Source organism: Pseudomonas sp. ES3-33 (genome assembly GCF_000952175.1).
In the GTDB taxonomy this organism is placed as follows: Bacteria; Pseudomonadota; Gammaproteobacteria; order Pseudomonadales; family Pseudomonadaceae; genus Aquipseudomonas; species Aquipseudomonas gregormendelii.
Genome location: NZ_JZRI01000157.1, coordinates 21816 through 46210, shown reverse-complemented (window position 1 = coordinate 46210; position 24395 = coordinate 21816). Strand labels below are relative to the sequence as shown.

18 protein-coding genes are annotated in these 24395 nt (G+C 60.4%); 6 read left to right on the top strand and 12 right to left on the bottom strand.

Going from position 1 to position 24395, the window contains the following annotated elements:
• Positions 1 to 260: 260 nt before the first annotated feature.
• On the bottom strand, positions 261 to 1724 hold the full coding sequence (locus tag UB23_RS26865; RefSeq protein WP_045062443.1) for a glyceraldehyde-3-phosphate dehydrogenase: 1464 nt from the start codon (positions 1722 to 1724) through the stop codon (positions 261 to 263).
• A 363-nt stretch (positions 1725 to 2087) separates the two neighbouring features.
• Between UB23_RS26865 and mfd the strand changes: the two genes are divergently transcribed.
• From mfd to UB23_RS26850, 3 genes are read left to right on the top strand one after another with little or no spacing between them, the layout of a single operon-like run.
• Positions 2088 to 5537 carry a transcription-repair coupling factor gene (mfd, locus tag UB23_RS26860; protein WP_045062440.1) on the top strand — a complete coding sequence of 1150 codons (3450 nt, stop codon included), beginning with the start codon at positions 2088 to 2090 and terminating at the stop codon, positions 5535 to 5537.
• A 10-nt stretch (positions 5538 to 5547) separates the two neighbouring features.
• Positions 5548 to 6114 carry a CsiV family protein gene (locus UB23_RS26855; RefSeq protein ID WP_045062439.1) on the top strand — a complete coding sequence of 189 codons (567 nt, stop codon included), beginning with the start codon at positions 5548 to 5550 and terminating at the stop codon, positions 6112 to 6114.
• 11 nt (positions 6115 to 6125) lie between these two features.
• Positions 6126 to 8819, top strand: coding sequence for a DEAD/DEAH box helicase (locus UB23_RS26850; RefSeq protein WP_045062438.1), 2694 nt, complete (start codon positions 6126 to 6128; stop codon positions 8817 to 8819).
• 142 nt (positions 8820 to 8961) lie between these two features.
• On the opposite strand, the gene UB23_RS26845 is transcribed toward UB23_RS26850, so the two are convergent.
• The 3 genes from UB23_RS26845 to UB23_RS26835 form a co-directional block, all read right to left on the bottom strand.
• Positions 8962 to 9699, bottom strand: coding sequence for an S-methyl-5'-thioinosine phosphorylase (locus UB23_RS26845; RefSeq protein ID WP_045062436.1), 738 nt, complete (start codon positions 9697 to 9699; stop codon positions 8962 to 8964).
• Positions 9700 to 9711: 12 nt separating this feature from the next.
• The gene (nagZ, locus tag UB23_RS26840; RefSeq protein WP_045062434.1) at positions 9712 to 10722 is read right to left on the bottom strand and encodes a beta-N-acetylhexosaminidase; all 1011 of its coding nucleotides are present in this window, start codon (positions 10720 to 10722) and stop codon (positions 9712 to 9714) included.
• A 158-nt stretch (positions 10723 to 10880) separates the two neighbouring features.
• Positions 10881 to 11588 carry a TetR/AcrR family transcriptional regulator gene (locus tag UB23_RS26835; protein ID WP_008037709.1) on the bottom strand — a complete coding sequence of 236 codons (708 nt, stop codon included), beginning with the start codon at positions 11586 to 11588 and terminating at the stop codon, positions 10881 to 10883.
• 229 nt (positions 11589 to 11817) lie between these two features.
• Between UB23_RS26835 and lexA the strand changes: the two genes are divergently transcribed.
• Together lexA and sulA are read left to right on the top strand one after the other, a co-directional pair.
• The gene (lexA, locus tag UB23_RS26830; protein WP_045062428.1) at positions 11818 to 12429 is read left to right on the top strand and encodes a transcriptional repressor LexA; all 612 of its coding nucleotides are present in this window, start codon (positions 11818 to 11820) and stop codon (positions 12427 to 12429) included.
• A gap of 10 nt (positions 12430 to 12439) precedes the next feature.
• Positions 12440 to 12913 carry an SOS-induced cell division inhibitor SulA gene (gene sulA, locus UB23_RS26825; RefSeq protein ID WP_045062425.1) on the top strand — a complete coding sequence of 158 codons (474 nt, stop codon included), beginning with the start codon at positions 12440 to 12442 and terminating at the stop codon, positions 12911 to 12913.
• Positions 12914 to 13007: 94 nt separating this feature from the next.
• On the opposite strand, the gene UB23_RS26820 is transcribed toward sulA, so the two are convergent.
• From UB23_RS26820 to UB23_RS26790, 7 genes are all read right to left on the bottom strand, one after another.
• On the bottom strand, positions 13008 to 13241 hold the full coding sequence (locus tag UB23_RS26820; RefSeq protein WP_045062423.1) for a hypothetical protein: 234 nt from the start codon (positions 13239 to 13241) through the stop codon (positions 13008 to 13010).
• A 106-nt stretch (positions 13242 to 13347) separates the two neighbouring features.
• On the bottom strand, positions 13348 to 13872 hold the full coding sequence (locus UB23_RS26815; RefSeq protein ID WP_045062420.1) for a DUF6586 family protein: 525 nt from the start codon (positions 13870 to 13872) through the stop codon (positions 13348 to 13350).
• Positions 13873 to 14073: 201 nt separating this feature from the next.
• The gene (gene topA, locus UB23_RS26810) at positions 14074 to 16704 is read right to left on the bottom strand and encodes a type I DNA topoisomerase (RefSeq protein WP_045062417.1); all 2631 of its coding nucleotides are present in this window, start codon (positions 16702 to 16704) and stop codon (positions 14074 to 14076) included.
• Between the two features lie 114 nt (positions 16705 to 16818).
• Entirely contained in the window at positions 16819 to 17055 is a 237-nt protein-coding gene (locus tag UB23_RS26805) for a DUF1653 domain-containing protein (protein WP_045062415.1), read from the bottom strand.
• Between the two features lie 99 nt (positions 17056 to 17154).
• A complete protein-coding gene (gene fadA, locus UB23_RS26800; protein WP_045062413.1) occupies positions 17155 to 18330 on the bottom strand; it encodes an acetyl-CoA C-acyltransferase FadA in 1176 nt (391 codons plus the stop codon).
• Between the two features lie 32 nt (positions 18331 to 18362).
• On the bottom strand, positions 18363 to 20510 hold the full coding sequence (gene fadB / locus UB23_RS26795) for a fatty acid oxidation complex subunit alpha FadB (RefSeq protein WP_045062410.1): 2148 nt from the start codon (positions 20508 to 20510) through the stop codon (positions 18363 to 18365).
• 532 nt (positions 20511 to 21042) lie between these two features.
• Entirely contained in the window at positions 21043 to 21480 is a 438-nt protein-coding gene (locus UB23_RS26790; protein ID WP_045062407.1) for a hypothetical protein, read from the bottom strand.
• 121 nt (positions 21481 to 21601) lie between these two features.
• On the opposite strand from UB23_RS26790, the gene UB23_RS26785 reads away from it, so the two are divergent.
• Entirely contained in the window at positions 21602 to 22042 is a 441-nt protein-coding gene (locus UB23_RS26785) for a universal stress protein (RefSeq protein ID WP_045062405.1), read from the top strand.
• Between the two features lie 250 nt (positions 22043 to 22292).
• Here the strand turns inward: UB23_RS26785 and UB23_RS26780 are convergent, their stop codons facing one another.
• Entirely contained in the window at positions 22293 to 24212 is a 1920-nt protein-coding gene (locus tag UB23_RS26780) for an ATP-binding cassette domain-containing protein (protein WP_045062403.1), read from the bottom strand.
• Positions 24213 to 24395 lie beyond the last annotated feature (183 nt).

The following is a 24395-nucleotide window of genomic DNA, read 5'->3' as shown; positions in this document are numbered from 1 at the left end:
AGTGACAGTGTCAAGTATTTGGACGGAACAATTAAATGGCGCCAATTCGCCAACGCATTTTAAGTTGGATCCACTAAACCCACCCGCACCTCAAACAATCGGCAACTGCTTATTTTTGCTGGAAGTTTATGCCTGCAACTTTCGAGGCAACAAACTGGATAACGCTTAACTCCTGGGAAAAAAGTCTAAAAAGTTATAAGCAAGATACAAACAAAAACGCCCCGACCAAGGGCCGGGGCGTTTTTAGTTACTTGTGAAGCTTAGCGCGGGAATGCTGGCGGGTTTACACCGGCCATGTCTTCCATCACGCGAACCACCTGGCAGCTGTAACCGAATTCGTTGTCGTACCAAACGTACAGTACAACGCGGTTATCCTGGGTGATGGTCGCTTCAGCGTCCACTACGCCGGCGTGGCGCGAGCCAACGAAGTCGGTGGAAACCACTTCCTGCGAGTTGACGTAGTCGATTTGCTTATGCAGATCCGAGTGCATGGCCATCTGGCGCAGGTACTCGTTGATCTCTTCGCGGGTGGTGGCTTTCTCAAGATTCAGGTTGAGAATGGCCATCGACACGTTAGGCGTCGGAACGCGGATCGCGTTACCGGTCAGCTTGCCGGCCAGCTCAGGCAGGGCCTTGGCAGCAGCGGTAGCGGCACCGGTCTCGGTGATGACCATGTTCAGCGCGGCGCTACGGCCACGGCGATCGCCTTTGTGGAAGTTGTCGATCAGGTTCTGGTCGTTGGTGTACGAGTGAACGGTTTCAACGTGACCATTAACGATGCCGAACTTGTCGTTCACAGCCTTGAGCACCGGCACGATGGCGTTGGTGGTGCACGAAGCGGCAGAAACGATCTTGTCGTCAGCAGTGATATCGCCGTGGTTGATGCCGTGCACGATGTTCTTCAGCTTGCCTTTGCCAGGCGCGGTCAGAACAACGCGGTCGACACCCGGGCACGCCAGGTGTTGGCCAAGGCCATCGGCGTCACGCCATACACCGGTGTTGTCCACCAGCAGCGCGTCTTTGATGCCGTACTGGGTGTAGTCCACCTCAGTCGGGTTTTTCGCGTAGATAACTTGGATCAGGTTGCCGTTGGCGGTAATGGTGTTGTTGGCTTCATCAATGGTGATGGTGCCATCGAACGGACCATGAACCGAGTCACGACGCAGCAGGCTTGCGCGCTTGACCAGGTCGTTCTCGGCGCCCTTGCGGACCACGATGGCGCGCAGGCGCAGGCCGTCGCCACCACCGGTTTTCTCGATCAGGATGCGCGCCAGCAGGCGGCCGATACGACCGAAACCGTACAGGACAACGTCGGTGCCCTTGCGAGCGGCGGCGTTCTGCTGACCAACGACGTCAGCCAGTTCTTCACGGACGAACTGCTCGGCAGTGCGGCCATTGCCTTCGGTCTTGAACTTGACCGCAAGCTTGCCCAGGTCTACCGAAGCGGCGCCGAGCTTGAGCTCGCTCATCGCCTTGAGCAGAGGGAATGTTTCGTGGACGGACAATTCGCTGTCATCGGACTGGCGATGACGAGCAAAGCGGTGGGCTTTGAGAATCGCAATGACTGAACGATTGATCAGGCTGCGGCCATAGATCGAGCTCACCACGTTGTTATTGCGGTAGAGCTGACCGATAAGCGGAATCATCGCTTCTGCGAGTGCTTCACGGTCGATCCATTCACCAAGACACTGGTCGGGCTTCTGAGTCACGGGAACCTTCCACATGTAGGGGCAGAAAAAAGGGGCTACATTATGCCGCCGAGTGCCTCTTGTAGCAATGCGCGCTTGTCGTACCATCCGTAACAAAATCCCGTCAGAAAAAAATACGCCTCGCTGCAGCCCAGTAAACACGCGGCTTCCAGCGCTGTCATTTTTTTGCAGACAGCGCTGCCTTGTCCGTAACCATCCGTAACACCGGTCCGTTTTGCCACTACATATCCGGTCATTTTCCCTAAAAAAACCGCCGATTTTGTCTTTACCACTACATTTCGCCAAACCTGCGTAATAGACACAGTCTGTCACTGACAGGCGGCACCCGGGCCCGCTACAATTACCGACTTTGTCGCAACGCTTGGAGCTCAACCTTCCGTGCCCGTTCTGCGTCTACCGCTTCTCCCTGCCGCGGCAGGTAAACAGCACTGGGGCAACCTGCCCGGTGCCGCCCTGAGCCTGGCCATTGCCGAGGCTGCCAGCGCTGCCAAGCGCTTTACCCTGCTGCTCACTGCCGACAGCCAAAGTGCCGAGCGGCTGGAACAGGAGCTGGGTTTCTTCGCCCCGGATTTGCCCGTACTGCATTTCCCGGACTGGGAAACCTTGCCTTACGACCTGTTCTCGCCGCACCAGGACATCATCTCCCAGCGCATCGCTGCCTTGTACCGGCTGCCAGAGCTGAGCCACGGCGTGCTGGTGGTACCGATCACGACCGCCCTGCACCGCCTGGCGCCGACCAAGTTCCTGCTCGGCAGCAGCCTGGTGCTGGACGTCGGCCAGAAGCTCGACGTCGAGCAGATGCGCACCCGGCTCGAGGCCAGTGGCTATCGCTACGTCGATACCGTGTACGAGCATGGCGAATTCACCGTGCGCGGCTCGCTGATCGACCTGTTCCCGATGGGCAGCAAGCTGCCTTTCCGTATCGATCTGTTCGATGACGAAATCGAGACCTTGCGCACCTTCGACCCGGAGAACCAGCGCTCCATCGACAAGGTCGACACCGTGCGCCTGCTGCCTGCGCGGGAATTCCCGCTGCAAAAAGATGCGGTCACGCGCTTCAAGGCACGCTTTCGCGAACGCTTCGACGTCGACTTCCGGCGCTGCCCGATCTTCCAGGACTTGAGCAGCGGGATTACCCCCGCCGGCATCGAGTACTACCTGCCGCTGTTCTTCGATGAAACCTCGACCCTGTTCGACTACCTGCCCCAGGACACCCAGGTGTTCTCCCTGCCAGGCATTGAACAGGCGGCGGAAAACTTCTGGAACGACGTGCGCAACCGCTATGAAGAACGCCGCGTCGATCCGGCCCGACCTCTATTGCCACCAGCGGAGCTGTTCCTGCCGGTGGAAGACTGCTTCGCCCGCCTGAAAAACTGGCCGCGCGTGGTGGCCAGCCAACAGGATGTCGAAACCGGCGCTGGGCGCGAGCGCTTCCCGGCCCGCGAACTGCCCAACCTGGCCATCGAAGCCAAGGCCACCCAGCCACTGGCGGCGCTGGCCGGCTTCCTCGACGAGTTTCCCGGGCGCGTGCTGTTTACCGCCGAGTCCGCAGGCCGTCGCGAAGTGCTGCTGGAACTGCTCGAACGCCTGAAGCTGCGACCGAAAACCGTCGACAGCTGGCCAGACTTTGTTGCGGGCAAAGAGCGCCTGGCGATCACCATCGCGCCGCTGGACGAAGGTCTGGTGCTCGATGACCCAGCCCTGGCACTGGTAGCGGAAAGCCCGCTGTTCGGCCAGCGCGTGATGCAGCGCCGCCGTCGGGAGAAACGCGCCGACGCGAACAACGACGCCGTCATCAAGAACCTCACCGAGCTGCGCGAAGGCGCGCCGGTGGTGCATATCGATCACGGTGTTGGGCGTTATCTGGGGCTGGCGACCCTGGAAATCGACGATCAGGCCGCTGAATTCCTGACCCTGCAATACGCCGAAGGCGCCAAGCTCTACGTGCCCGTGGCCAACCTGCACCTGATTGCCCGTTACACCGGCAGCGACGACGCCCTGGCGCCGCTGCACCGCCTTGGCTCCGAGACCTGGCAGAAAGCCAAGCGCAAGGCCGCCGAGCAAGTGCGCGATGTGGCCGCCGAATTGCTCGACATCTATGCCCGTCGAGCTGCACGGGAAGGTTATGCCTTCGAAGACCCGAAAGCCGACTACGCGACCTTCAGCGCCGGCTTCCCGTTCGAGGAAACCCCGGACCAGCAAACCACCATCGACGCCGTGCGCGCCGACATGCTAGCGCCCAAGCCGATGGACCGCCTGGTGTGCGGCGATGTGGGTTTCGGCAAGACCGAAGTGGCCATGCGCGCCGCCTTCATCGCGGTGCATGGCGGGCGTCAGGTGGCCATCCTGGTGCCGACCACCCTGCTCGCCCAGCAGCACTACAACAGCTTCCGCGACCGCTTCGCCGACTGGCCGGTGAGCGTGGAAGTGATGAGCCGCTTCAAGTCGCCCAAGGAAGTGAATGCGGCCATCGCCGACCTCGCCGAAGGCAAGATCGACATCGTCATCGGCACCCACAAGCTGCTGTCGGACGACGTCAAGATCAAGAACCTGGGGCTGGTGATCATCGACGAAGAACACCGCTTTGGCGTCCGCCAGAAGGAACAGCTCAAGGCGCTGCGCAGCGAAGTCGACATCCTGACCCTGACCGCCACGCCGATTCCGCGCACGCTGAACATGGCGGTGTCGGGCATGCGCGACCTGTCGATCATCGCCACGCCGCCGGCCCGTCGCCTGTCCGTGCGCACGTTCGTCATGGAGCAGAACAAGAGCACGGTCAAAGAGGCCCTGCTGCGTGAGTTGCTGCGCGGCGGCCAGGTCTACTACCTGCACAACGACGTGAAGACCATCGAGAAATGTGCCGCCGACCTCGCCGAACTGGTGCCGGAAGCACGCATCGGCATCGGCCACGGGCAGATGCGCGAGCGCGAACTCGAACAGGTGATGAGCGACTTCTACCACAAGCGCTTCAACGTGCTGATCGCCTCGACCATCATCGAGACCGGCATCGACGTGCCGAGCGCCAACACCATCATCATCGAGCGTGCCGACAAGTTCGGCCTGGCACAGCTGCACCAGCTGCGCGGCCGCGTTGGACGCAGTCACCACCAGGCCTACGCCTACCTGCTCACGCCACCGCGCCAGCAGATTACCGCCGATGCGGAAAAGCGCCTGGAAGCGATCGCCAATACCCAGGACCTTGGCGCGGGCTTTGTGCTCGCCACCAACGACCTGGAAATCCGCGGCGCCGGCGAGCTGCTGGGTGACGGTCAGAGCGGGCAGATCCAGGCCGTGGGTTTCACCCTGTACATGGAGATGCTCGAACGCGCGGTGAAGTCGATCCGCAAGGGCGAACAACCGAACCTCGACCAACCCCTGGGTGGCGGTCCTGAAGTCAATCTGCGGGTACCGGCGCTGATCCCTGAAGACTACCTGCCGGACGTGCACGCCCGACTGATCCTCTACAAGCGCATTGCCTCGGCCACCGACGAAGACGGCCTCAAGGATCTGCAGGTGGAGATGATCGACCGCTTTGGCCTGCTGCCGGAACCGACCAAGAACCTGATGCGCATCACGGCCCTGAAACTGCAGGCCGAACTGCTCGGCATCAAGAAAGTCGACGGCGGGCCGCAAGGGGGTCGTATCGAATTCGCGGCGCAAACACCGGTCGACCCGCTGACGCTGATCAAGCTGATCCAGGGACAACCCAAACGCTACAAATTCGAAGGTGCCACGGTGTTCAAATTCATGGTGCCGATGGAGCGCGCAGAAGAGCGCTTTAATATTGTAGAGGCGCTGCTTGAGCGCCTCATCCCGAAAACTGCTTGAAGGACGCCGCATGCGCCTGTTTTGCTCACTGACCTTGCTGATGACCCTGGTCGCCCCCTCGGTGTTTGCCGACGACATGTATCAAGTGGAAATGGTGCTGGTGCGGCAGAACGCCGTGCCTGCCATCGTCAGCCGTGCCGCACCGGAAGACTGGGCAGCCGGCGCGCAACGCGTGAGCCCGCAAAGCCTGCGCACGCCAAGCCTGACTCGAGAGGTGGAAAAACTCACGGCCAGCAATGAATACACAGTGCTGCTGCACAAGGCCTGGCAACAGACCCTGGGCGAACAAGCCAGCAAGTTCGCGATCAGCGACGGCGCGGAACAGTTCGGCCAGTTCCCGATCGAGGGCACCCTGAGCCTGAAACTGGGGCGCTTCACCGACGTCGACGCCGACTTCTGGGTAAACCAGATCGACGCCAATGGCATGGTCACCTCCAGCGAGCGCCTCAAGCAGGAAAGCCACACCAAGAACGGCCAGCTGAATTTCCTCGATAACGGCCACCTCGGCCTGCTGATAAAAATCACTTCATTGACCGCCCCCGCACCTCGGCCAGTCCCCGATGAAATTCCGGACTGATTGAAGTCCTTATGTCCACGACCCTGAGCAAACCCCTGGCACCGTCCTGGGTCAGCCGATTCAAGGAACAGAGCCTGGAGCGTGGCCGGCGCTACGCCCTGGAGAACCGTGTCAGGATCGTCGAAGTGGGCGACGCCACAATCGTTGCCGCGTGCGAAGGCTCTGGCGGCAACGTCTACCGCCAGACCATTCGCCTGCGCGAGTCGGCCAAGTCCACCCTGCTGATGGTCGATGCCACCTGCAGTTGCCCGGTGCGCAACAACTGCAAGCATTGCGCTGCGGTGCTGCTGCAGGTGCAGGAAACCCTCGACTATCCAGCCGCCGCCAAAGACGCCGAACTGCTGGAAAAACTCTCGGCCGTACTGGAAAACCGCAACCCCAAAAGCGTGCCTCAAGTGCTGGTGGAGAATGTCCAGCCGGTGCCGCGCCTGTGGCTGGCGAGTATCGAATTCAGTGCATTCGAGCCGCGCAACGGCAAAATGCAGCGCTACATCCAGCATCGCGCCGCGCTGTCGTTCAGCTATCTGGATGAATACGTCTCGGGTCAAAAAAACGCCGACATTCTCATCCGCCAGGAGACCCAGACCCTGCGGATCAAGCGGCAACCGGAAGTGGAACAGTCCTACCGGGAACACCTGCGAATCCTCGGCTTCAAGATCGCCACCCGCCAAAGCAAGGCCCTGCCGGAAAGCGCGGGCGAGCTGTTCGAAATGGTCAACGACAGCGCCTGGCTGACCTTCACCCTCAATGAACTGCCGAAGCTGCGCACCCAGGGCTGGGAGTTGCAGATCGACGAGGAATTCGGCTTCGACCTGACGGCCGTGGACGACTGGTACGCCACCGTCGAACAGGCCCCAGAACGCGACTGGTTCGACCTCGAGCTGGGCATCATCGTCAATGGAGAGCGCCTGAGCCTGCTGCCGATCCTGTTGAACCTGATGCGCTCGCACACCGAAATCCTCAACCCGGAACGCCTGGCACGGCGTCGGGACGACGAGCTGATCCTGGTCAACATTCCCAATCGGCCCAACTCCGAGTACGGCCCGCTGCAAGTCGCCCTGCCCCTGGGTCGGTTGAAACCGGTGCTGGCGACCCTCGGCGAGTTCTACCTGCAGGAGCCGGGCGAAACCACGCTGCGCCTGAGCAAGGCCGATGCCACACGTCTCAACCCGCTGGAAGACATGCCACTGCTCTGGGAAGGCGGCGAGCAGATCCGCACGTTTGCCCAGCGCCTGCGCGACATCAAGGACTTTACTGCGACCGCGCCCGACGGCCTCAACGCCACCCTGCGCCCGTATCAGCTGGAAGGCTTGAGCTGGATGCAGTCGTTGCGCCAGCTGGAAGTCGGCGGCATTCTCGCTGATGACATGGGCCTGGGGAAAACCCTGCAGACCCTGGCGCATGTGCTCAGCGAAAAGAACGCCGGGCGCCTCGATCGCCCGTGCATGGTGGTGATGCCCACCAGCCTCATCCCCAACTGGCTCGACGAAGCGGCGCACTTCACCCCGCAGCTCAAGGTGCTGGCGCTGTACGGTGCCAGCCGCAAAAAACATTTCGCCCACCTTGGCGACTACGACCTGATCCTGACCACCTATGCACTGCTGCCCAAGGACATCGAGCACCTGGCGGCGCAACCTTTGCACGTGCTGGTGCTGGATGAGGCGCAGTACATCAAGAACCCCAACAGCAAAGCCGCCCAGGCTGCCCGCGAACTGAACGCGCGCCAGCGCCTGTGCCTGAGTGGCACGCCATTGGAGAATCACCTGGGGGAGTTGTGGTCGTTGTTTCACTTCCTGCTGCCCGGCTGGCTGGGCGACGTGAAGAGCTTCAATCGCGATTACCGCGTGCCCATTGAAAAGCGCGCCAGCGAAGTCCGGCTGCAGCACCTGAACGGGCGGATCAAACCCTTTCTGCTGCGCCGCACCAAGGAGCAGGTGGCGACAGAATTACCGCCGAAAACCGAAATCATTCACTGGGTCGAACTCAACGAAGCCCAGCGCGACGTGTACGAAACCATGCGCCTGGCCATGGACAAGAAAGTGCGCGACGAGATCACCCGCAAAGGCGTGGCCCGCAGCCAGATCATCATTCTTGAAGCGCTGCTGAAGCTGCGCCAGGTGTGTTGCGACTTGCGCCTGGTCAGCGATGCCCCCCCGCCGACTCGCGGCAGCACCTCGGGCAAACTCGACAGCCTGATGGAAATGCTGGAAGAACTGTTCGAGGAGGGCCGGCGGATCCTGTTGTTCTCGCAGTTCACTTCAATGCTGGCGTTGATCGAGGTCGAGCTGAAGAAGCGCGGCGTGGAATATGCCTTGCTGACGGGCCAGACCCGCGACCGCCGGGCGCCGGTGAAAGACTTCCAGAGCGGCAAGCGGCAGATCTTTCTGATCAGCTTGAAGGCCGGCGGCGTGGGCCTGAACCTGACCGAAGCGGACACGGTGATTCACTATGACCCGTGGTGGAACCCGGCCACGGAAAACCAGGCGACTGACAGGGCCTACCGCATCGGCCAGGAGAAACCGGTGTTCGTCTACAAGATGATTGCCCGGGGCACGGTGGAGGAGAAAATCCAGCACCTGCAAAAGGAAAAATCCGACCTGGCGGCGGGCGTGCTGGATGGACGCAGTGCCGGGGACTGGAAGTTGCAGAGTGATGATATCGAGGCGCTGTTTGCGCCGTTGCCGGATAAGCTGGAGAAGCGTTGAGAGTGTCGGCGCCTGTCAGGCCGTCATCGCGGGCAAGCCCGCTCCCACAGAGATTGTTGTTGGCCCGGCAATGCGGGGCTTGCACACATTTCCTGTGGGAGCGGGCTTGCCCGCGATGGGCTCACCCTGGTCCCAAAAGTGATTAGCCCTTGAGCACCCGCGCCAGAGTCGATTTCACCTTCCCCATCCCGTCATGCAAAGCCTGCTCGATCTCGGCCATGGTGATGATCGCCGTCGACTTGCCCGCCGCCGGGTTTACCACCAGCGCCAGGCAGGCGTAATCCAGTTCCAGTTCCCGCGCCAGGGCCGCTTCAGGCATGCCGGTCATACCGACGATGTCGCAGCCATCACGCTCCAGCCGGGTAATTTCGGCAACCGTTTCCAGGCGCGGTCCCTGGGTGCAGGCATACACGCCCTGGCTGCTGTAATCGACACCCTCTGCCGCCAGCGCTGCGATCAATTGCTGGCGCAACGGCTCGCTGTAGGGGTAGCTGAAATCAATGTGGGTCACCTGCTCCAGGTCATCGGCAAAGAACGTGTGCTGACGCCCGCTGGTGTAGTCGATCAGCTGGTGCGGCACGCAGAAATGCCCGGTGCCCATCGCGCTGTGGATCCCGCCGACGGCATTGACCGCCAGGATCGCTTCGGCGCCAGCCTGCTTCAGGGCCCAGAGGTTGGCGCGGTAATTCACCTGATGCGGCGGGAACCGGTGCGGATGGCCGTGACGGGCGAGGAACAGCACTTCCTTGCCGGCGTATTCGCCAATCTGCACCTCGGCCGACGGCGCGCCGTAAGGCGTGTCCACAGCCAGGGACTGACGAATGTTCAGGCCTTCGAGCTGGGTCAGGCCGGTGCCACCGATGATCGCGTAAACCGTCATAACGTTGAATCCTTATTCAATCAGTTGAGCTTCTTTGAGCGCGCCGATGGCAGCCAGCCAGCGTGGCTGCTGACGGTATTCGGTACCGACGAATGCTTGCCCACGCATCCGCGCAATGCGCTGCGAAGGGGTGACTTTCAGGCGCTGCGCCGCCGACAGGGCAAGCTCTGCCGCTGCGCGGTCGTTGCACACCAGGCCCATGTCGCAACCGGCGGTCAGCGCCGCCTCGATCCGGCTGGCCGCATCGCCGACCACATGGGCGCCGGCCATGGACAGGTCATCACTGAAGATCACACCGTCAAATTGCAGCTCGCCGCGCAAGATGTCCTGCAACCAGCGGCGGGAGAAGCCGGCCGGTTGGGAGTCGACTTGCGGGTAAATGACGTGGGCCGGCATCACTGCCGCCAGCTGCTTGCTCAAACGGGCAAACGGCACCAGGTCGTTGGCGCGGATCTCGTCAAGGCTGCGCTCATCGTTGGGGATGGCCACATGGGAATCTGCTTCGGCCCAGCCATGCCCGGGGAAATGCTTGCCGGTGGCGGCCATGCCGGCGCTGTTCATGCCGCGAATGAACGCGCCGGCCAGCAAGGCGGCGCGTTGCGGATCACCTTCGAACGAACGGGTGCCGACGACGGCGCTGCGCTGGTAATCGAGGTCCAGCACCGGGGCGAAACTCAGGTCCAGACCCACAGCCAGCACTTCAGTGGCCATGATCCAGCCACATTGTTCCGCCAGGTATTCGGCATTCGGGTTATCGGCAATGGCGCGCATGGCCGGCAGGCGCACGAAGCCCTGGCGCAGCCGTTGCACCCGCCCGCCTTCCTGGTCGACTGCCAGCAACAGGTCGGGACGCACCGCGCGAATCGCCGCGCTCAATTCACGCACCTGGCGCGGATGTTCGATGTTGCGGGCGAAAATGATCAGCCCGCCCACTTCCGGTTGACGCAGCAACTGGCGATCTTCAGCCGTCAGCCAGGTACCGGCGACGTCCACCATCAACGAGCCTTGCAGGCCAGCAGTCATAGAGATTCCTTGATAACGAAAAACCCGGCGCGTGCAAAATCGCCAACCTGGGCGAGGCCAGGCAGGTCGACGAGTGCAATGGGGAGCGGGTTCAGAACGAGAGTCGGCATGGGCGGCTAGCTTAGCGGATGTCAGCTGCCGCGCCCACCCGTACGCGGTTAAACCTTGGCGGCAACCTGTGTCGATTTGCTGCGTGGACGCAACTGCGCGGTGGCCATGGCGGAGTCTGTCACGCCGGTTTCGGCGCGCATGCCGGCGGCCAGGAACGGCACCATCAGGCGCATGACCTGCTCGATCGACGTGTTGACGCCGAAATCGGTCTCGGCAATCGCCCGCAGCGCCTTGATCCCCGACATGCTGAACGCAGCGGCACCGAGCATGAAGTGCACGCGCCAGAACAACTCGATCGGCGGAATACGCGGGGCAGCCTCGTTGACCAGCATCATGTAGCGGCGAAACACCTTGCCGTACATGTCTTCCAGATAACGACGCAAATGGCCCTGGCTCTGGCTGAACGCCAAGCCCAGCAGGCGCATGAAAATGGACAGGTCATTACCGCTGCGCGGCTGCACGACCAGGGCCTGTTCGACCAGGATCTCCAGCAGCTCTTCCAGCGTCGGCTTGTTTTCGGGCTTGGCCTGGCGACGTTCCAGCTCTTTATCGAGGCTCAGGCAGAACGGCCCGAGGAAGCGCGAGAACACCGCCTGGATCAGGGCTTTCTTCGAGCCGAAGTGATAGTTCACCGCCGCCAGGTTGACCCCGGCCTTGCTGGTGATCAGGCGCAACGAGGTTTCGGCGAAACCTTTTTCCGCGAACAATTGCTCGGCAGCATCGAGAATGCGTTCAACGGTTTCCGACTGGGCCATGGCTACTCCGCCTGACAAACACTTGTTTGAAACATACGTTTCAGACCCTGTTTTGTCAAGCCTGGCGGTTCGTTTTGGGAATGGTCGGTCAGCTATTTAACCATACAACTGCAAAGCTTCAATCAGGGGTCGGATCGACCGTCCAGCGGCGGGTAAAAAAACGGGCATTGCCAAGACCGTTCCACTGTATATAATCCCAGTCACTGTATAAAAAGACAGAGCGATCAATATGCTAAAGCTGACGCCACGCCAAGCAGAGATTCTGGCCTTCATCAAACGCTGCCTCGAAGACAACGGCTACCCGCCGACCCGTGCGGAAATCGCCCAGGAACTGGGCTTCAAATCGCCTAATGCGGCGGAAGAACACCTCAAGGCCCTGGCCCGCAAGGGTGCAATCGAAATGACCCCGGGCGCGTCCCGTGGCATTCGCATTCCGGGCTTTGAAGCCAAGGCCGCCGACGATTCCACCCTGCCGATCATTGGCCGGGTGGCTGCCGGTGCGCCGATCCTGGCCCAGCAGCACATCGAGGAATCCTGCAACATCAACCCGGCCTTCTTTCATCCACGCGCCGACTACCTGCTGCGCGTCCACGGCATGAGCATGAAGGACGTCGGCATTTTCGACGGCGACCTGCTGGCGGTTCATACCACTCGCGAAGCCCGTAATGGCCAGATCGTAGTCGCGCGGATCGGCGATGAAGTGACCGTCAAACGCTTCAAGCGCGATGGCAGCAAAGTCTGGTTGCTGGCTGAAAACCCCGAGTTCGCCCCTATCGAAGTCAACCTGAAAGATCAGGAACTGGTGATCGAAGGCTTGAGTGTCGGCGTCATTCGCCGCTAAAGGAGGCTTTATGCAATTCCCGCACACATCACAGCAAGCCCAACTGCCGTTGTTCGAGGCGTTCATGGTGCAGCCGTTGGCGCCCATCCTCAAAGACGTGGTCGAATCGCCGTGGAGCGCCGAACCGGAAGTCTTCAGCGAACTGTCACTGCGTGGTGCAGCCGGGAATTGCCTCAACCTTCTCGCCCCGATTCTCAGGGAACTGAGCCAGGACCAGGACGCCCGCTGGCTCACCCTGATCGCCCCGCCTGCCAGCCTGACACAGGCCTGGTTGCGGGACGCCGGCCTTAACCGCGAGCGCATCCTGCTGCTGCAACCACGGGGCACCCAGAGCGCTCAGCAGCTGACGTGCGAAGCACTTCGACTGGGCCGCAGCCACACGGTTGTGAGCTGGCTCAATCCGCTGGGTTCAACCCAACGGCAACAGTTGATCAGCGCAGCCCGGATCGGGGACGCGCAAAGTCTGAATATTCGACTGGGATAAGCGAACCTGCTGCGCGCAAGGATCATGCGCGGGGCTTCTCAAAGGACAGAGAAGCCGAACCGAAGCGGTGTCTGCAGAAACCGACGGGCGGGGATCAATGAAGAACCCGCGACCCCTCTTCCTGCTCTAATTCGCCTTCAACCATGCGACCGGCCATCTGCACGCCGACGCTCAACATCGCCTTGGCGACTTCCACGTGCTGGCCTTGCAGGAACGCTTTGGCATCTTCGGAAAAATCCAAAGTCACCAGAGAACCCTCGTCCTCAGCCCTGCGCAGCTCGATACGGCCGTCAGGCAACTCGACAATTTCCAGAAACGACGTTGGCATATAAGTCTGTTCTCCACGAAAGGCGGGGATTATATAGGCATCGGCCATGCTTCGCTCGGGATCTTGACCAGCAGTGCCATTGACAGCACCGCTGAATCCCCAGCCATCAGCACTCGTTCAAGCCTTCACGAAAACGAATGGCCAGGCCTTTGAGGTGCTGCCGCCAGCTCTCCAGCTCTTCGCGGCTGAGCTCCTGAGGCGCCTGTTCTTCATCCAGGTTGATCGCCTGGATCAGCGGCTGGGTCACGTCACCCTTGGGCTTGTGCGGGGCACGCGGTGGCTGGAACAGCGCCGAGTACGCGGCCAGCAACCTGGCCAGCCATGTTTCCGGGTTTTGCGCCAGCTCGACCATCTCGGCCATTTCCGGAATAGCGATGGCTTCGAGCACTTCGCGCGTCAGCAGCATCTCTGCGCGCGGGGCGTTGGCCTGCGGCAGACGGTAGAAGCCGGCGATCTCATGGCACAGGCCCAGCAGCGCGCCGTACAGATGAAACAGCGCCGATTCACGCCCCGCCTGGATCAACGCGAGGGAGTTCATCGCCCGCCCCTCTTCGGCTTTGCCCAGCGCTTCGAGCGACAGGCCGGCGAAATAGATCTTCTGATTGGTGCGGGTATAGAGTTCGTGGGCCATGACGGCAGCCTCCACAACGAAATAATTGCTTCATGCAGGTCGGACAGTGTCGTGGATACACCTGGCCTGCGGCAAGTAAATCAAGATCAAAAGATCGTCCGAAGGCTCGGACCGCGTTCGGACGATCTTTTGATCTTTCCTGCAAAAAAAACCGCATGAAAACCCGAGGGTTCACATGCGGTTTTTTATATCAGCGCCGAATCAAGCCTTGGCTTTCGCCGGGCGCTTGTCTTCAACCGTCCACTTGCCGCCGTCGTAGTAAGCCTTCCAGCCAGTCGGCTTGCCGTCGACTTCTGTCTGCACGTACTGCTCCTTGGTCTTGCGGCTGTAACGAATCACTGCCGGCAAGCCATCCGGGTCCTTCTTCGGTGCTTCGCACAGGAAGTGATACTTCGGATCGATCTCGTCCTTGTGCGGAATGATCTCCATCACCAGGGGCGCACGAGTCTCGCGGTTTTTCGGGAACTGGCTGGCGGCCAGGAACAACCCGGAAGCACCGTCGCGCAGGATGTAGGTGTCGTTGACCTTCTCGCATTTGAGCTCAGGCATCTTCACCGGGTCCATCTTCGGCGGCGCCGCATCACCGCTTTTCAGCAACTTGCGGGTGTTCTTGCAGGTAGCGTTGGTGCAGCCGAAGAACTTGCCGAAACGGCCGGTCTTGAGTTGCATCTCGCTGCCGCACTTGTCGCATTCCAGGCTCGGACCTTCGTAGCCCTTGATGCGATAACTGCCTTCTTCGATCTCGTAGCCGTCGCAGTCCGGGTTGTTGCCGCAGATGTGCAACTTGCGCTTCTCGTCCAGCAGGTAGGCGTCCATCGCCGTGCTGCAGATCGGGCAGCGATGCTTGCCGCGCAGCACCAGGGATTCGGACTCGCCCTCGTCGTCTGCGGCAATTTCATCGCCCGGCACCAGGTTGACGGTGGCCTTGCAGCGTTCTTTCGGTGGCAGGCTGTAGCCGGAGCAACCGAGGAACACGCCGGTCGATGCCGTACGAATCTGCATCGGACGACCGCACACCACGCACGGGATGTTGGTCATCACCGGCTGGTTGGCGCGCATGCCACCTTCGGCGCTTTCAGCTACTTCGAGTTTCTTCTTGAAGTCGCCGTAGAACTCGTCCAGCACGCTTTTCCAGTCGCGCTCGCTCTTGGCCACGTCATCGAGGTTCTCTTCCATGCCGGCAGTGAAGCCGTAATCCATCAGGTTCGGGAAGCTCTCGGACAGGCGCTCGGTGACGATGTCGCCCATTTTTTCCGAATAGAACCGGCGGTTGTGCAGTGCAACGTAGCCGCGGTCCTGGATGGTCGAAATGATCGCGGCGTAAGTCGAAGGACGACCGATGCCGCGTTTTTCCATTTCCTTGACCAGGCTCGCTTCCGAGTAACGCGCAGGCGGCTTGGTGAAGTGCTGGGTCGGATCAAGCTTGATCAGCTTCATCGAGTCGCCCTGGGCCATGTCCGGCAGTACATCGTCATCGCCAGGCTTGGCGATCTGCGGCATGACGCGGGTGTAACCGTCGAACTTGAGGATACGGCCCTTGGCGCGCAACTCGAAATCACCCGCGCCCACGGTAACGGTGGTCGACAGGTATTGCGCCGGCAGCATCTGGCATGCCAGGAACTGGCGCCAGATCAGCTCATAGAGGCGCTCTGCATCACGCTCCATGCCCGCCAGCTTGCTTGGCTCGGTATTGGCGTCAGAAGGACGAATCGCTTCGTGAGCCTCCTGTGCGCCTTCCTTGCTGCTGTAGACGTTCGGGTTTTCCGGCAGGTACTTCTTGCCGAACTCGGTCTCGATGTAGCTGCGCGCCATGGCCACGGCATCAGCCGAGAGGTTGGTGGAGTCGGTACGCATATACGTGATGTAGCCGGCTTCATACAGACGCTGGGCCATCATCATGGTTTTCTTCACGCCGAAGCCCAGGCGGTTACTCGCGGCCTGCTGCAGGGTGGACGTGATGAAGGGCGCAGACGGCTTGCTGCTGGTCGGCTTGTCTTCACGCTTGACGATGCTGTAGCTGGAAGCCTTGAGCTTCTCCAGCGCGGCCATGGCCTGGGTTTCGTTAAGCGGCTTGAAGGCCTCGCCTTTCTCGCGAGCGACGTCAAAGCGCACGGTGGAGCCCTTGGCGGTGCCGAGGTCGGCGTGGATTTCCCAGTATTCTTCAGGGTTGAACGCACGAATTTCGCGCTCGCGATCCACCACCAGCTTCACGGCAACCGATTGCACGCGACCGGCAGACAGGCCACGGGCGATCTTGGCCCACAGCAGCGGCGACACCATGTAACCCACCACGCGGTCGAGGAATCGACGCGCCTGCTGGGCATTGACGCGGTCGATGTCCAGCTCGCCGGGCTTGGAGAAGGCTTCCTGAATCGCCTTCTTGGTGATTTCGTTGAACACCACGCGCTTGTAGCGGCTGTCGTCGCCACCGATGGCTTCGCGCAGGTGCCAGGCAATGGCTTCCCCCTCTCTATCCAAGTCGGTTGCGAGATAGATGGTGTCAGCATCCTTGGCGAGCCGGCGCAGCTCTTCGATGACCTTTTCCTTGCCCGGGAGGATCTCGTACTTGGCTTTCCAGCCGTTATCGGGATCGACGCCCATGCGGGAGACCAGTTGCTTGCGCGACTTCTCTTTCGGCGTGAGCACCGGGCCTTCGCCCGCAGCGGCCTTGCCGCGCTTGGCGGCAGGCTCTTTGCTGGCGCTAGCCGAACCGCTGGTGGGCAGGTCTCGGATATGGCCGATACTCGACTTCACCACGTATTGGTTACCCAGATACTTGTTGATGGTCTTGGCCTTAGCCGGGGATTCCACAATGACCAGCGATTTGCCCATGGATCAGAAAATTCCTGAATTCTAGAAGTGAAAGGCGGTTGGCGCCTGACGCGGCACCGCTATATATAGTGGCTACAAGATGAGGTCAAGCGCAGGGTTCGGCGCGCACTCAGCTTATACCTTCGAAAAAACACTCGGTTCGGCCTGCACCAAAGCAAAGCGTGGCACCTGTTCGCCGTCAACCTCGACCGACTCGAGGAACATGCTCAAGGGACGCACCCAAAAGCCGTAATCACCATACAGGGCTTGGTAGAAGACCACTTCTTCTTCTGTTTCCGAATGTCGCGCAATGCTGAATACGCGGTACTGCGGACCTTTGTAATGTTGGTAGAGCCCAGGTTGTAAAAGCATGGTTTGGCCCTCGCACAAATCTTTTCAAAATAAAAATAAAAAAAATTTCAGAAAAACAAAAACCGGGGCACTTGGCCCCGGCTTCCATCAACGTAACGCTTAAACGCGTTCGAAGACGGTGGAGATGCCTTGGCCGAGACCAATGCACATGGTGGCAACCCCGAGGCTGCCGCCATTTTGCTTCATCACGTTCAGCAGAGTGCCGGAGATACGCGCTCCGGAGCAACCGAACGGGTGACCCAAGGCGATCGCGCCGCCGTGCAGGTTAACCTTCTCGTTCATCTTGTCGAGCACTTTCAGATCTTTCAGCACTGGCAGGGCCTGTGCGGCGAAAGCTTCGTTGAGCTCGAAGAAGTCGATATCGTTGATACCAAGGCCCGCACGTTTAAGTGCTTTCTGGGTGGCCGGTACTGGACCATAGCCCATGATCGCCGGGTCCACACCTGCCACTGCCATCGAGCGGATCACCGCCAGCGGCTGGATGCCCAGGTCCTGTGCACGTTGCGCCGACATCACGATCATGCACGAGGCACCATCGGTGATCTGCGACGAAGTACCGGCTGTCACGGTGCCGCCCTTGGGGTTAAACGCTGGCTTCAACGCCGCCAGGCTTTCCAGGGTGGTTTCCGGACGAATGGTTTCGTCGTAGTCGAACAGTTTCAGGAAACCGTTCTCGTCGTAGCCCTGCATCGGGATGATCTCGTCCTTGAACTTGCCTTCCACCGTCGCCTTGTGAGCGAGCTGGTGGGAGCGCACGCCAAAGGCGTCCTGCTGTTCGCGAGTAATGCCGTGCATCTTGCCGAGCATTTCCGCGGTCAGGCCCATCATGCCCGAGGCTTTTGCCGCGTACAGCGACATGTGCGGGTTCGGATCGACACCGTGCATCATGCTCACGTGACCCATATGCTCGACGCCGCCAACCACGAATACGTCACCGTTGCCGGTCATGATCGCTTGCGCAGCAGTGTGCAGCGCGCTCATCGAGGAGCCACACAGGCGGCTGACGGTCTGGCCGGCAGCGGTGTGCGGGATCTGCGTCATCAGGGACGCCATACGGGCGATGTTCCAGCCCTGTTCCAGGGTCTGGTTGACGCAGCCCCAGATCACGTCTTCGACTTCGTTAGGATCAACCTTGACGTTGCGTTCCAGCAGTTTGCTGATCAGGTGCGCCGACATGTCTTCGGCACGGGTGTTGCGGTGCATGCCGCCCTTGGAGCGGCCCATCGGCGTACGACCGAAGTCGACAATCACGACGTCTCTTGGATTCAAGCTCATAAAATTTCACTCTCGCTCAAGTGTTGGGACGCTTAACCGAAGAACCGCTGGCCAGTCTTGGCCATTTCACGCAGTTTTGCGGTCGGGTGGTACAGCGCGCCCAAATCAGCGTACTGGTCAGCCAGGGCAACGAACTCGGCAACACCGATCGAATCGATGTAGCGCAGCGCGCCGCCACGGAATGGAGGGAAACCAATACCGTAGACCAGACCCATGTCGGCTTCGGCGGCGGTTTCGACAATGCCGTCTTCCAGGCAACGCACGGTTTCCAGGCACAGCGGGATCATCATCCAGTTGATGATGTCTTCGTCAGTGACTTCGCGCTGCTCGTAAACGATCGGCTTGAGCACTTCCAGCACCGACGGGTCGGCCACTTTCTTCTGCTTGCCCTTCTTGTCGGTCTCGTAGGCGTAGAAGCCCTTGCCGTTTTTCTGGCCCAGGCGCTTGGCTTCGTAGAGCACGTCGATCGCCGAACGGCGGTCGTCTTTCATGCGATCCGGGAAGCCTTCAGCCATCACGTCACGACCGTGGTGACCGGTGTCGATGCCGACCACGTCCATCAGGTAAGCCGGGCCCATCGGCCAGCCGAATTTTTCCATGACCTTGTCGATGCGCACGAAGTCCACACCAGCGCTGACCAACTTGGCGAAACCGCCGAAGTACGGGAACAGCACGCGGTTGACCAGGAAGCCCGGGCAGTCGTTGACCACGATCGGGTTCTTGCCCATTTTCTTGGCGTAGGCAACGGTGGTGGCAACAGCCAGCTCGCTGGACTTCTCGCCACGGATCACTTCAACCAGCGGCATCATGTGCACCGGGTTGAAGAAGTGCATGCCGACGAAGTTTTCCGGACGCTTGAGGGCCTTGGCCAGCAAGGTGATGGAAATGGTCGAGGTGTTGGACGCGAGGATAGTGTCCTCTTTGACCTTGTCTTCCACTTCGGCCAGTACGGCCTGCTTGACTTTCGGGTTCTCGACCACGGCTTCGACCACCAGGTCCACGTGACCGAAGTCGCCGTAGGACAGGGTTGGACGAATGCCGTTGAGCACTTCGGCCATTTTCGCCGCCGTCATGCGGCCTTTATCAACGCGGCCGACCAGCAGCTTGGCGGCTTCAGCCAGGCCCTGCTCGATACCGTGCTCGTTGATGTCCTTCATCAGGATCGGCGTACCTTTGGAAGCCGACTGATAGGCGATGCCGCCGCCCATGATGCCAGCGCCCAATACGGCAGCCTGCTTCACGTCGCGAGCGATTTCGTCGTAGGCCTTGGCCTTTTTCTTCAATTCCTGATCGTTCAGGAACAGACCGATCAAGCTCTGCGCAGCAGAGGTCTTGGCCAGTTTCACAAAACCTGCCGCTTCGACTTCCAGAGCCTTGTCGCGACCGAAGTTCGCGGCTTTCTGGATGGTCTTGATCGCTTCAACCGGCGCCGGGTAGTTCGGGCCAGCCTGACCGGCCACGAAACCTTTGGCGGTTTCGAAAGCCATCATTTGTTCGATCGCGTTCAGCTTGAGCTTTTCCAGCTTCGGCTGGCGCTTGGCCTTATAGTCAAACTCACCGGAAATGGCGCGCTTGATCAGTTCAAGGGCCGCTTCCTGCAGTTTCTCAGGAGCCACCACTGCGTCTACAGCGCCAACTTTCAGCGCGTCTTCAGCACGGTTTTCCTTGCCGGCGGCAATCCATTCGATGGCGTTGTCGGCACCGATCAGGCGCGGCAGGCGCACGGTGCCGCCGAAGCCAGGGTAGATGCCCAGCTTGACTTCCGGCAGGCCGATCTTGGCCGAGGTGGACATGACGCGGTAGTCCGCCGCCAGGCACATTTCCAGACCGCCACCCAAGGCGATACCGTTGATCGCGGCGACAGTCGGGACGTTGAGGTCTTCGAAATCGCTGAATATCTTGTTGGCTTCGAGGTTGCCTGCAACAAGCTCTGCATCGGGCAGCTTGAAGTTCTCGACGAATTCGGTGATGTCGGCGCCGACGATGAAAACGTCCTTGCCGCTGCTGACGATCACACCCTTGATCGAAGCATCTGCCTTGATGGTGTCTACGGCCTGACGCAGTTCGTTCAGGGTTAGACGGTTGAACTTGTTGACGGACTCACCCTTGAGGTCGAATTTCAATTCGACGATGCCACTTTCAAGAGCCGTAACCGTGATGGCTTTACCTTCGTAAATCATCAACTGATCTCCACGATATGGAAGCTGAACAGTACACGTCGGACGCAGGCGAATGGCTTGGCAGGACGTTATTCGTCGATGCTACGCCAATCCACCCGGCACACCCGCCAACGCGATAGTCGGGATTCGTAGGAGCGATGCGCAATGCAAACGCTCAATTCATACGCCCGTTTGATTTGGGTACGTCACCTTCACGGAATTTCAGACAATTGTCAATCGCCCAAAATAGGGGCGCAAATGCGACTTTGCGGTCATTTCCGTTACGCGAAGATCTTCAACACGCGGGTGCATGTGTGGCCATTCATAGAATCAATAGTTAGAAAAGTCGCCCTAATTCGCGGCAGCTTCCGTTTAAGAGGCTACGCTGGCGGGGACCTGGAGGAAAATTTATCAACGCTTGCACGAATGCCAAGCGTAAGATCAGCCCACACCGTTTTCCGGCCTGCCTGGCCAACCCGGCCCGATGTTGATGTCGGGCTTTTTATTGTCTCGGGAAATGTGGATGCAACACCGCAGGCCAGGCAGATCGGTTTCAGGCCAGGGCTTTGAGGGTGGCGTCGATTTGTTGCAACACACTCGCCTCGCCCTTCTCACCCCAATACAAGGTGATCATTTGCTGATCCGCCTCGACCTTGTAGACGTTGTCTGGCAATTTTTCGAAATGATTCAGCAGCGCCTGATCCTCGCAGACTTCCTGCCACTGATTCACCCAGACCCCAGGGGCTTTTTGCCAGTAACTCCAGCAGGCCGGCTGCTTGCCGCGTCGTGGCCGATGGTACTGCGCGCACGGGCTTGGCGGCTCCTGGCTGAGCCAGTGCGGCCACTCCACGGGCGCCAGTTGCATGGCCAGGCCGATGCGTCGCGCCTCCATGCGCAGGGCCATGCGACCGCTCTGGCCACGGGACGGCCGCAACCATGCCAGCGGACTCAAAACCACCAACAGGATTGACACCACTATCCAGACCGTCATATCAGTACTCCGTTTTTACAGGCATCGTTTTTTTAAATGAGCGCGTCCGGGTCACTTTGGAACCGCTGCGCTTGAAACCAGCCATACTTATCACTATTGCCATTCTCAGGAGGAGCACCTCATGCCCTACCACCATATTCTGGTCGCTGTAGATCTAACCGAAGAGTGCGACCCTGTAATCCACCGTGCTCGCGAACTGTCGGTGAGCAACGGTGCCAAGCTGTCCCTGGTGCACATCGTCGAACCGATGGCCATGGCCTTTGGCGGCGACGTGCCCATGGACCTGTCGCAACTGCAACAGCAGCAGTTTGACCAGGCCCGCGAGCGACTTGACCGATTGATCATCAAGTACCCGGAGCTGTCCAAGGAATTCAGCCACCTGACCTACGGCCAACCGCGCCAGGAAATCCATCACCTGGCCAAGGAGCAAGGCTGCGACATGATCGTGGTGGGCAGTCATGGCCGCCATGGCCTGGCATTGCTGCTGGGTTCGACGGCCAATGACGTGCTGCACGGCGCGCCCTGTGACGTGCTGGCGGTGCGCCTGGCCAACAAGAACTGACAACACCATCCCCTGTTGGAGCTGCGATCCTGGGCTTGGTTTTTTAAAGCAAGATCAAAAGATCGTCCGAACGCGGCCCGAGCCTTCGGCAGCTCCTACGGGGTTGCGATTCTGGGCCTGGTTTTTTAAAGCAAGATCAAAAGATCGTCCGAACGCGGCCCGAGCCTTCGGCAGCTCCTACGGGATCGCGGTACATACGAAAAGCCCGGCGCTCATCACTGGACGCCGGGCTTTTTTATTGCGGGGTTAATCAGGCGTCCAGCTCGGCCCAACGCTCCACCATCACTTCCAGTTCCGCCTGCAGTTGTTCCAGCTGAGCAATCACCGCTGCGGTTTCCGCCGCAGGACGCTGGTAGAACGCGCTGTCGGCCATTTGTGCTTCAACCGCGGCGATCTGCTGCTCCATGGCTTCGATCTGGCCCGGCAAGGCTTCCAGCTCGCGCTGCAGCTTGTAGCTGAGTTTCTTCTTCGCCACTGGCGCTTCAACCGCAGCAGCCACAGGCGCCGCCTCGGCAGTCACCACCGCCGACGTCAGGTCGGCTTTACCCGATTTGCTCTCGGTCACGCCCAGCAGGCGCGGCGAGCCACCCTGGCGCAGCCAGTCCTGATAACCACCGACGTATTCGCGAACCTTGCCTTCACCTTCGAAGACCAGGGTGCTGGTCACCACGTTGTCGAGGAATGCCCGGTCGTGACTGACCATCAGCACGGTGCCGTTGAAGGTCAGCAGGACCTCTTCCAGCAACTCGAGGGTTTCCACGTCGAGGTCGTTGGTCGGTTCGTCGAGCACCAGCAGGTTGGCCGGTTTGCTGAACAATTTGGCCAGCAACAGACGCGCACGCTCACCACCCGACAGCGCCTTGACCGGCGTGCGGGCACGCTGCGGGCTGAACAGGAAGTCGCCCAGGTAGCTCAGCACGTGGCGGCTCTGGCCGTCGATGTCGATAAAGTCGCGGCCTTCGGCCACGTTGTCGATCACGGTCTTTTCCAGGTCCAGCTGATGACGCAACTGATCGAAGTAGGCCACGTCGATGCGCGTGCCCTCCTCCACGGTGCCGCTGGTAGGCTGCAGGCCGTTGAGCATCAGTTTGAGCAGCGTGGTCTTGCCGGTACCGTTGGCGCCAAGCAGGCCGATACGGTCGCCGCGCGCCAGGACCATCGAAAAATCCTTGATCAGGAACGGGCCGCCCGGATGCGCGAAGCTCACGTTCTCGAGGACCATCACCTGCTTGCCGGACTTGTCGGCAGTGTCCAGCTGGATGTTGGCCTTGCCGGTGCGCTCACGACGCTCGCTACGCTCGACGCGCAATGCTTTCAATGCGCGAACACGGCCTTCGTTACGGGTACGACGGGCCTTGATGCCCTGGCGGATCCACACTTCTTCCTGGGCCAGCTTCTTGTCGAACAGCGCGTTGGCGGTTTCTTCAGCGGCCAGCGACGCTTCCTTGTGCACCAGGAAGCTGGCGTAGTCGCCGTTCCAGTCGATCAGGCCGCCGCGATCCAGTTCCAGGATACGGGTCGCCAGGTTCTGCAGGAAAGAACGGTCGTGCGTGATGAACAGCACGGCGCCCTGGAAATCCTTCAGCGCTTCTTCAAGCCAGGCGATGGCACCGATGTCCAGGTGGTTGGTCGGTTCGTCGAGCAGCAGCAGGTCCGGCTCGGAAACCAGGGCCTGGGCCAGCAGCACGCGACGACGCCAGCCACCGGACAACTGGGACAGGGTCTTGTCGGCCGGCAGTTGCAGGCGGCTCAGGGTGCTGTCTACCAATTGCTGCAAGCGCCAGCCGTCACGAGCTTCGAGGTCTTGCTGGACGTGCATCAGCTTGTCCAGGTCGGCGTCGGTGACGATGTTCTGGCTCAGGTGGTGATACTGCGCGAGCAGCTCACCAACGCCGTCCAGGCCTTCAGCCACCACGTCGAACACGGTCCGCTCGTCGGCTACCGGCAATTCTTGCGGCAATTCGCCAATCTTGAGGCCGGGGGCACGCCAAACGGAGCCGTCATCCGGCTTCTGGTCGCCCTTGACGAGCTTCATCATGCTGGACTTGCCAGTGCCGTTGCGGCCGATGATGCACACCCGCTCTCCACGGGCGATCTGCCAGGACACCTTGTCCAACAACGGCGTAGAGCCGAAAGCAAGGGACACATCGCTGAATTTGAGCAGGGTCATGAGCTTCTCCAAAAACCGGGCGCGCATTCTACCTGACTTGAGGCTGCAAAAGGCCGGCAATTTCAATGTCGGGGCACTCTGCATGACAAATGTTGCGAACTGATGCCAAGAGGCCGGCAAAGCTTTCGCCGGTCGCCGGCAAAAGGCTAAGCTACAGATTATTCAGTGTGGGTCCTGCCCGCA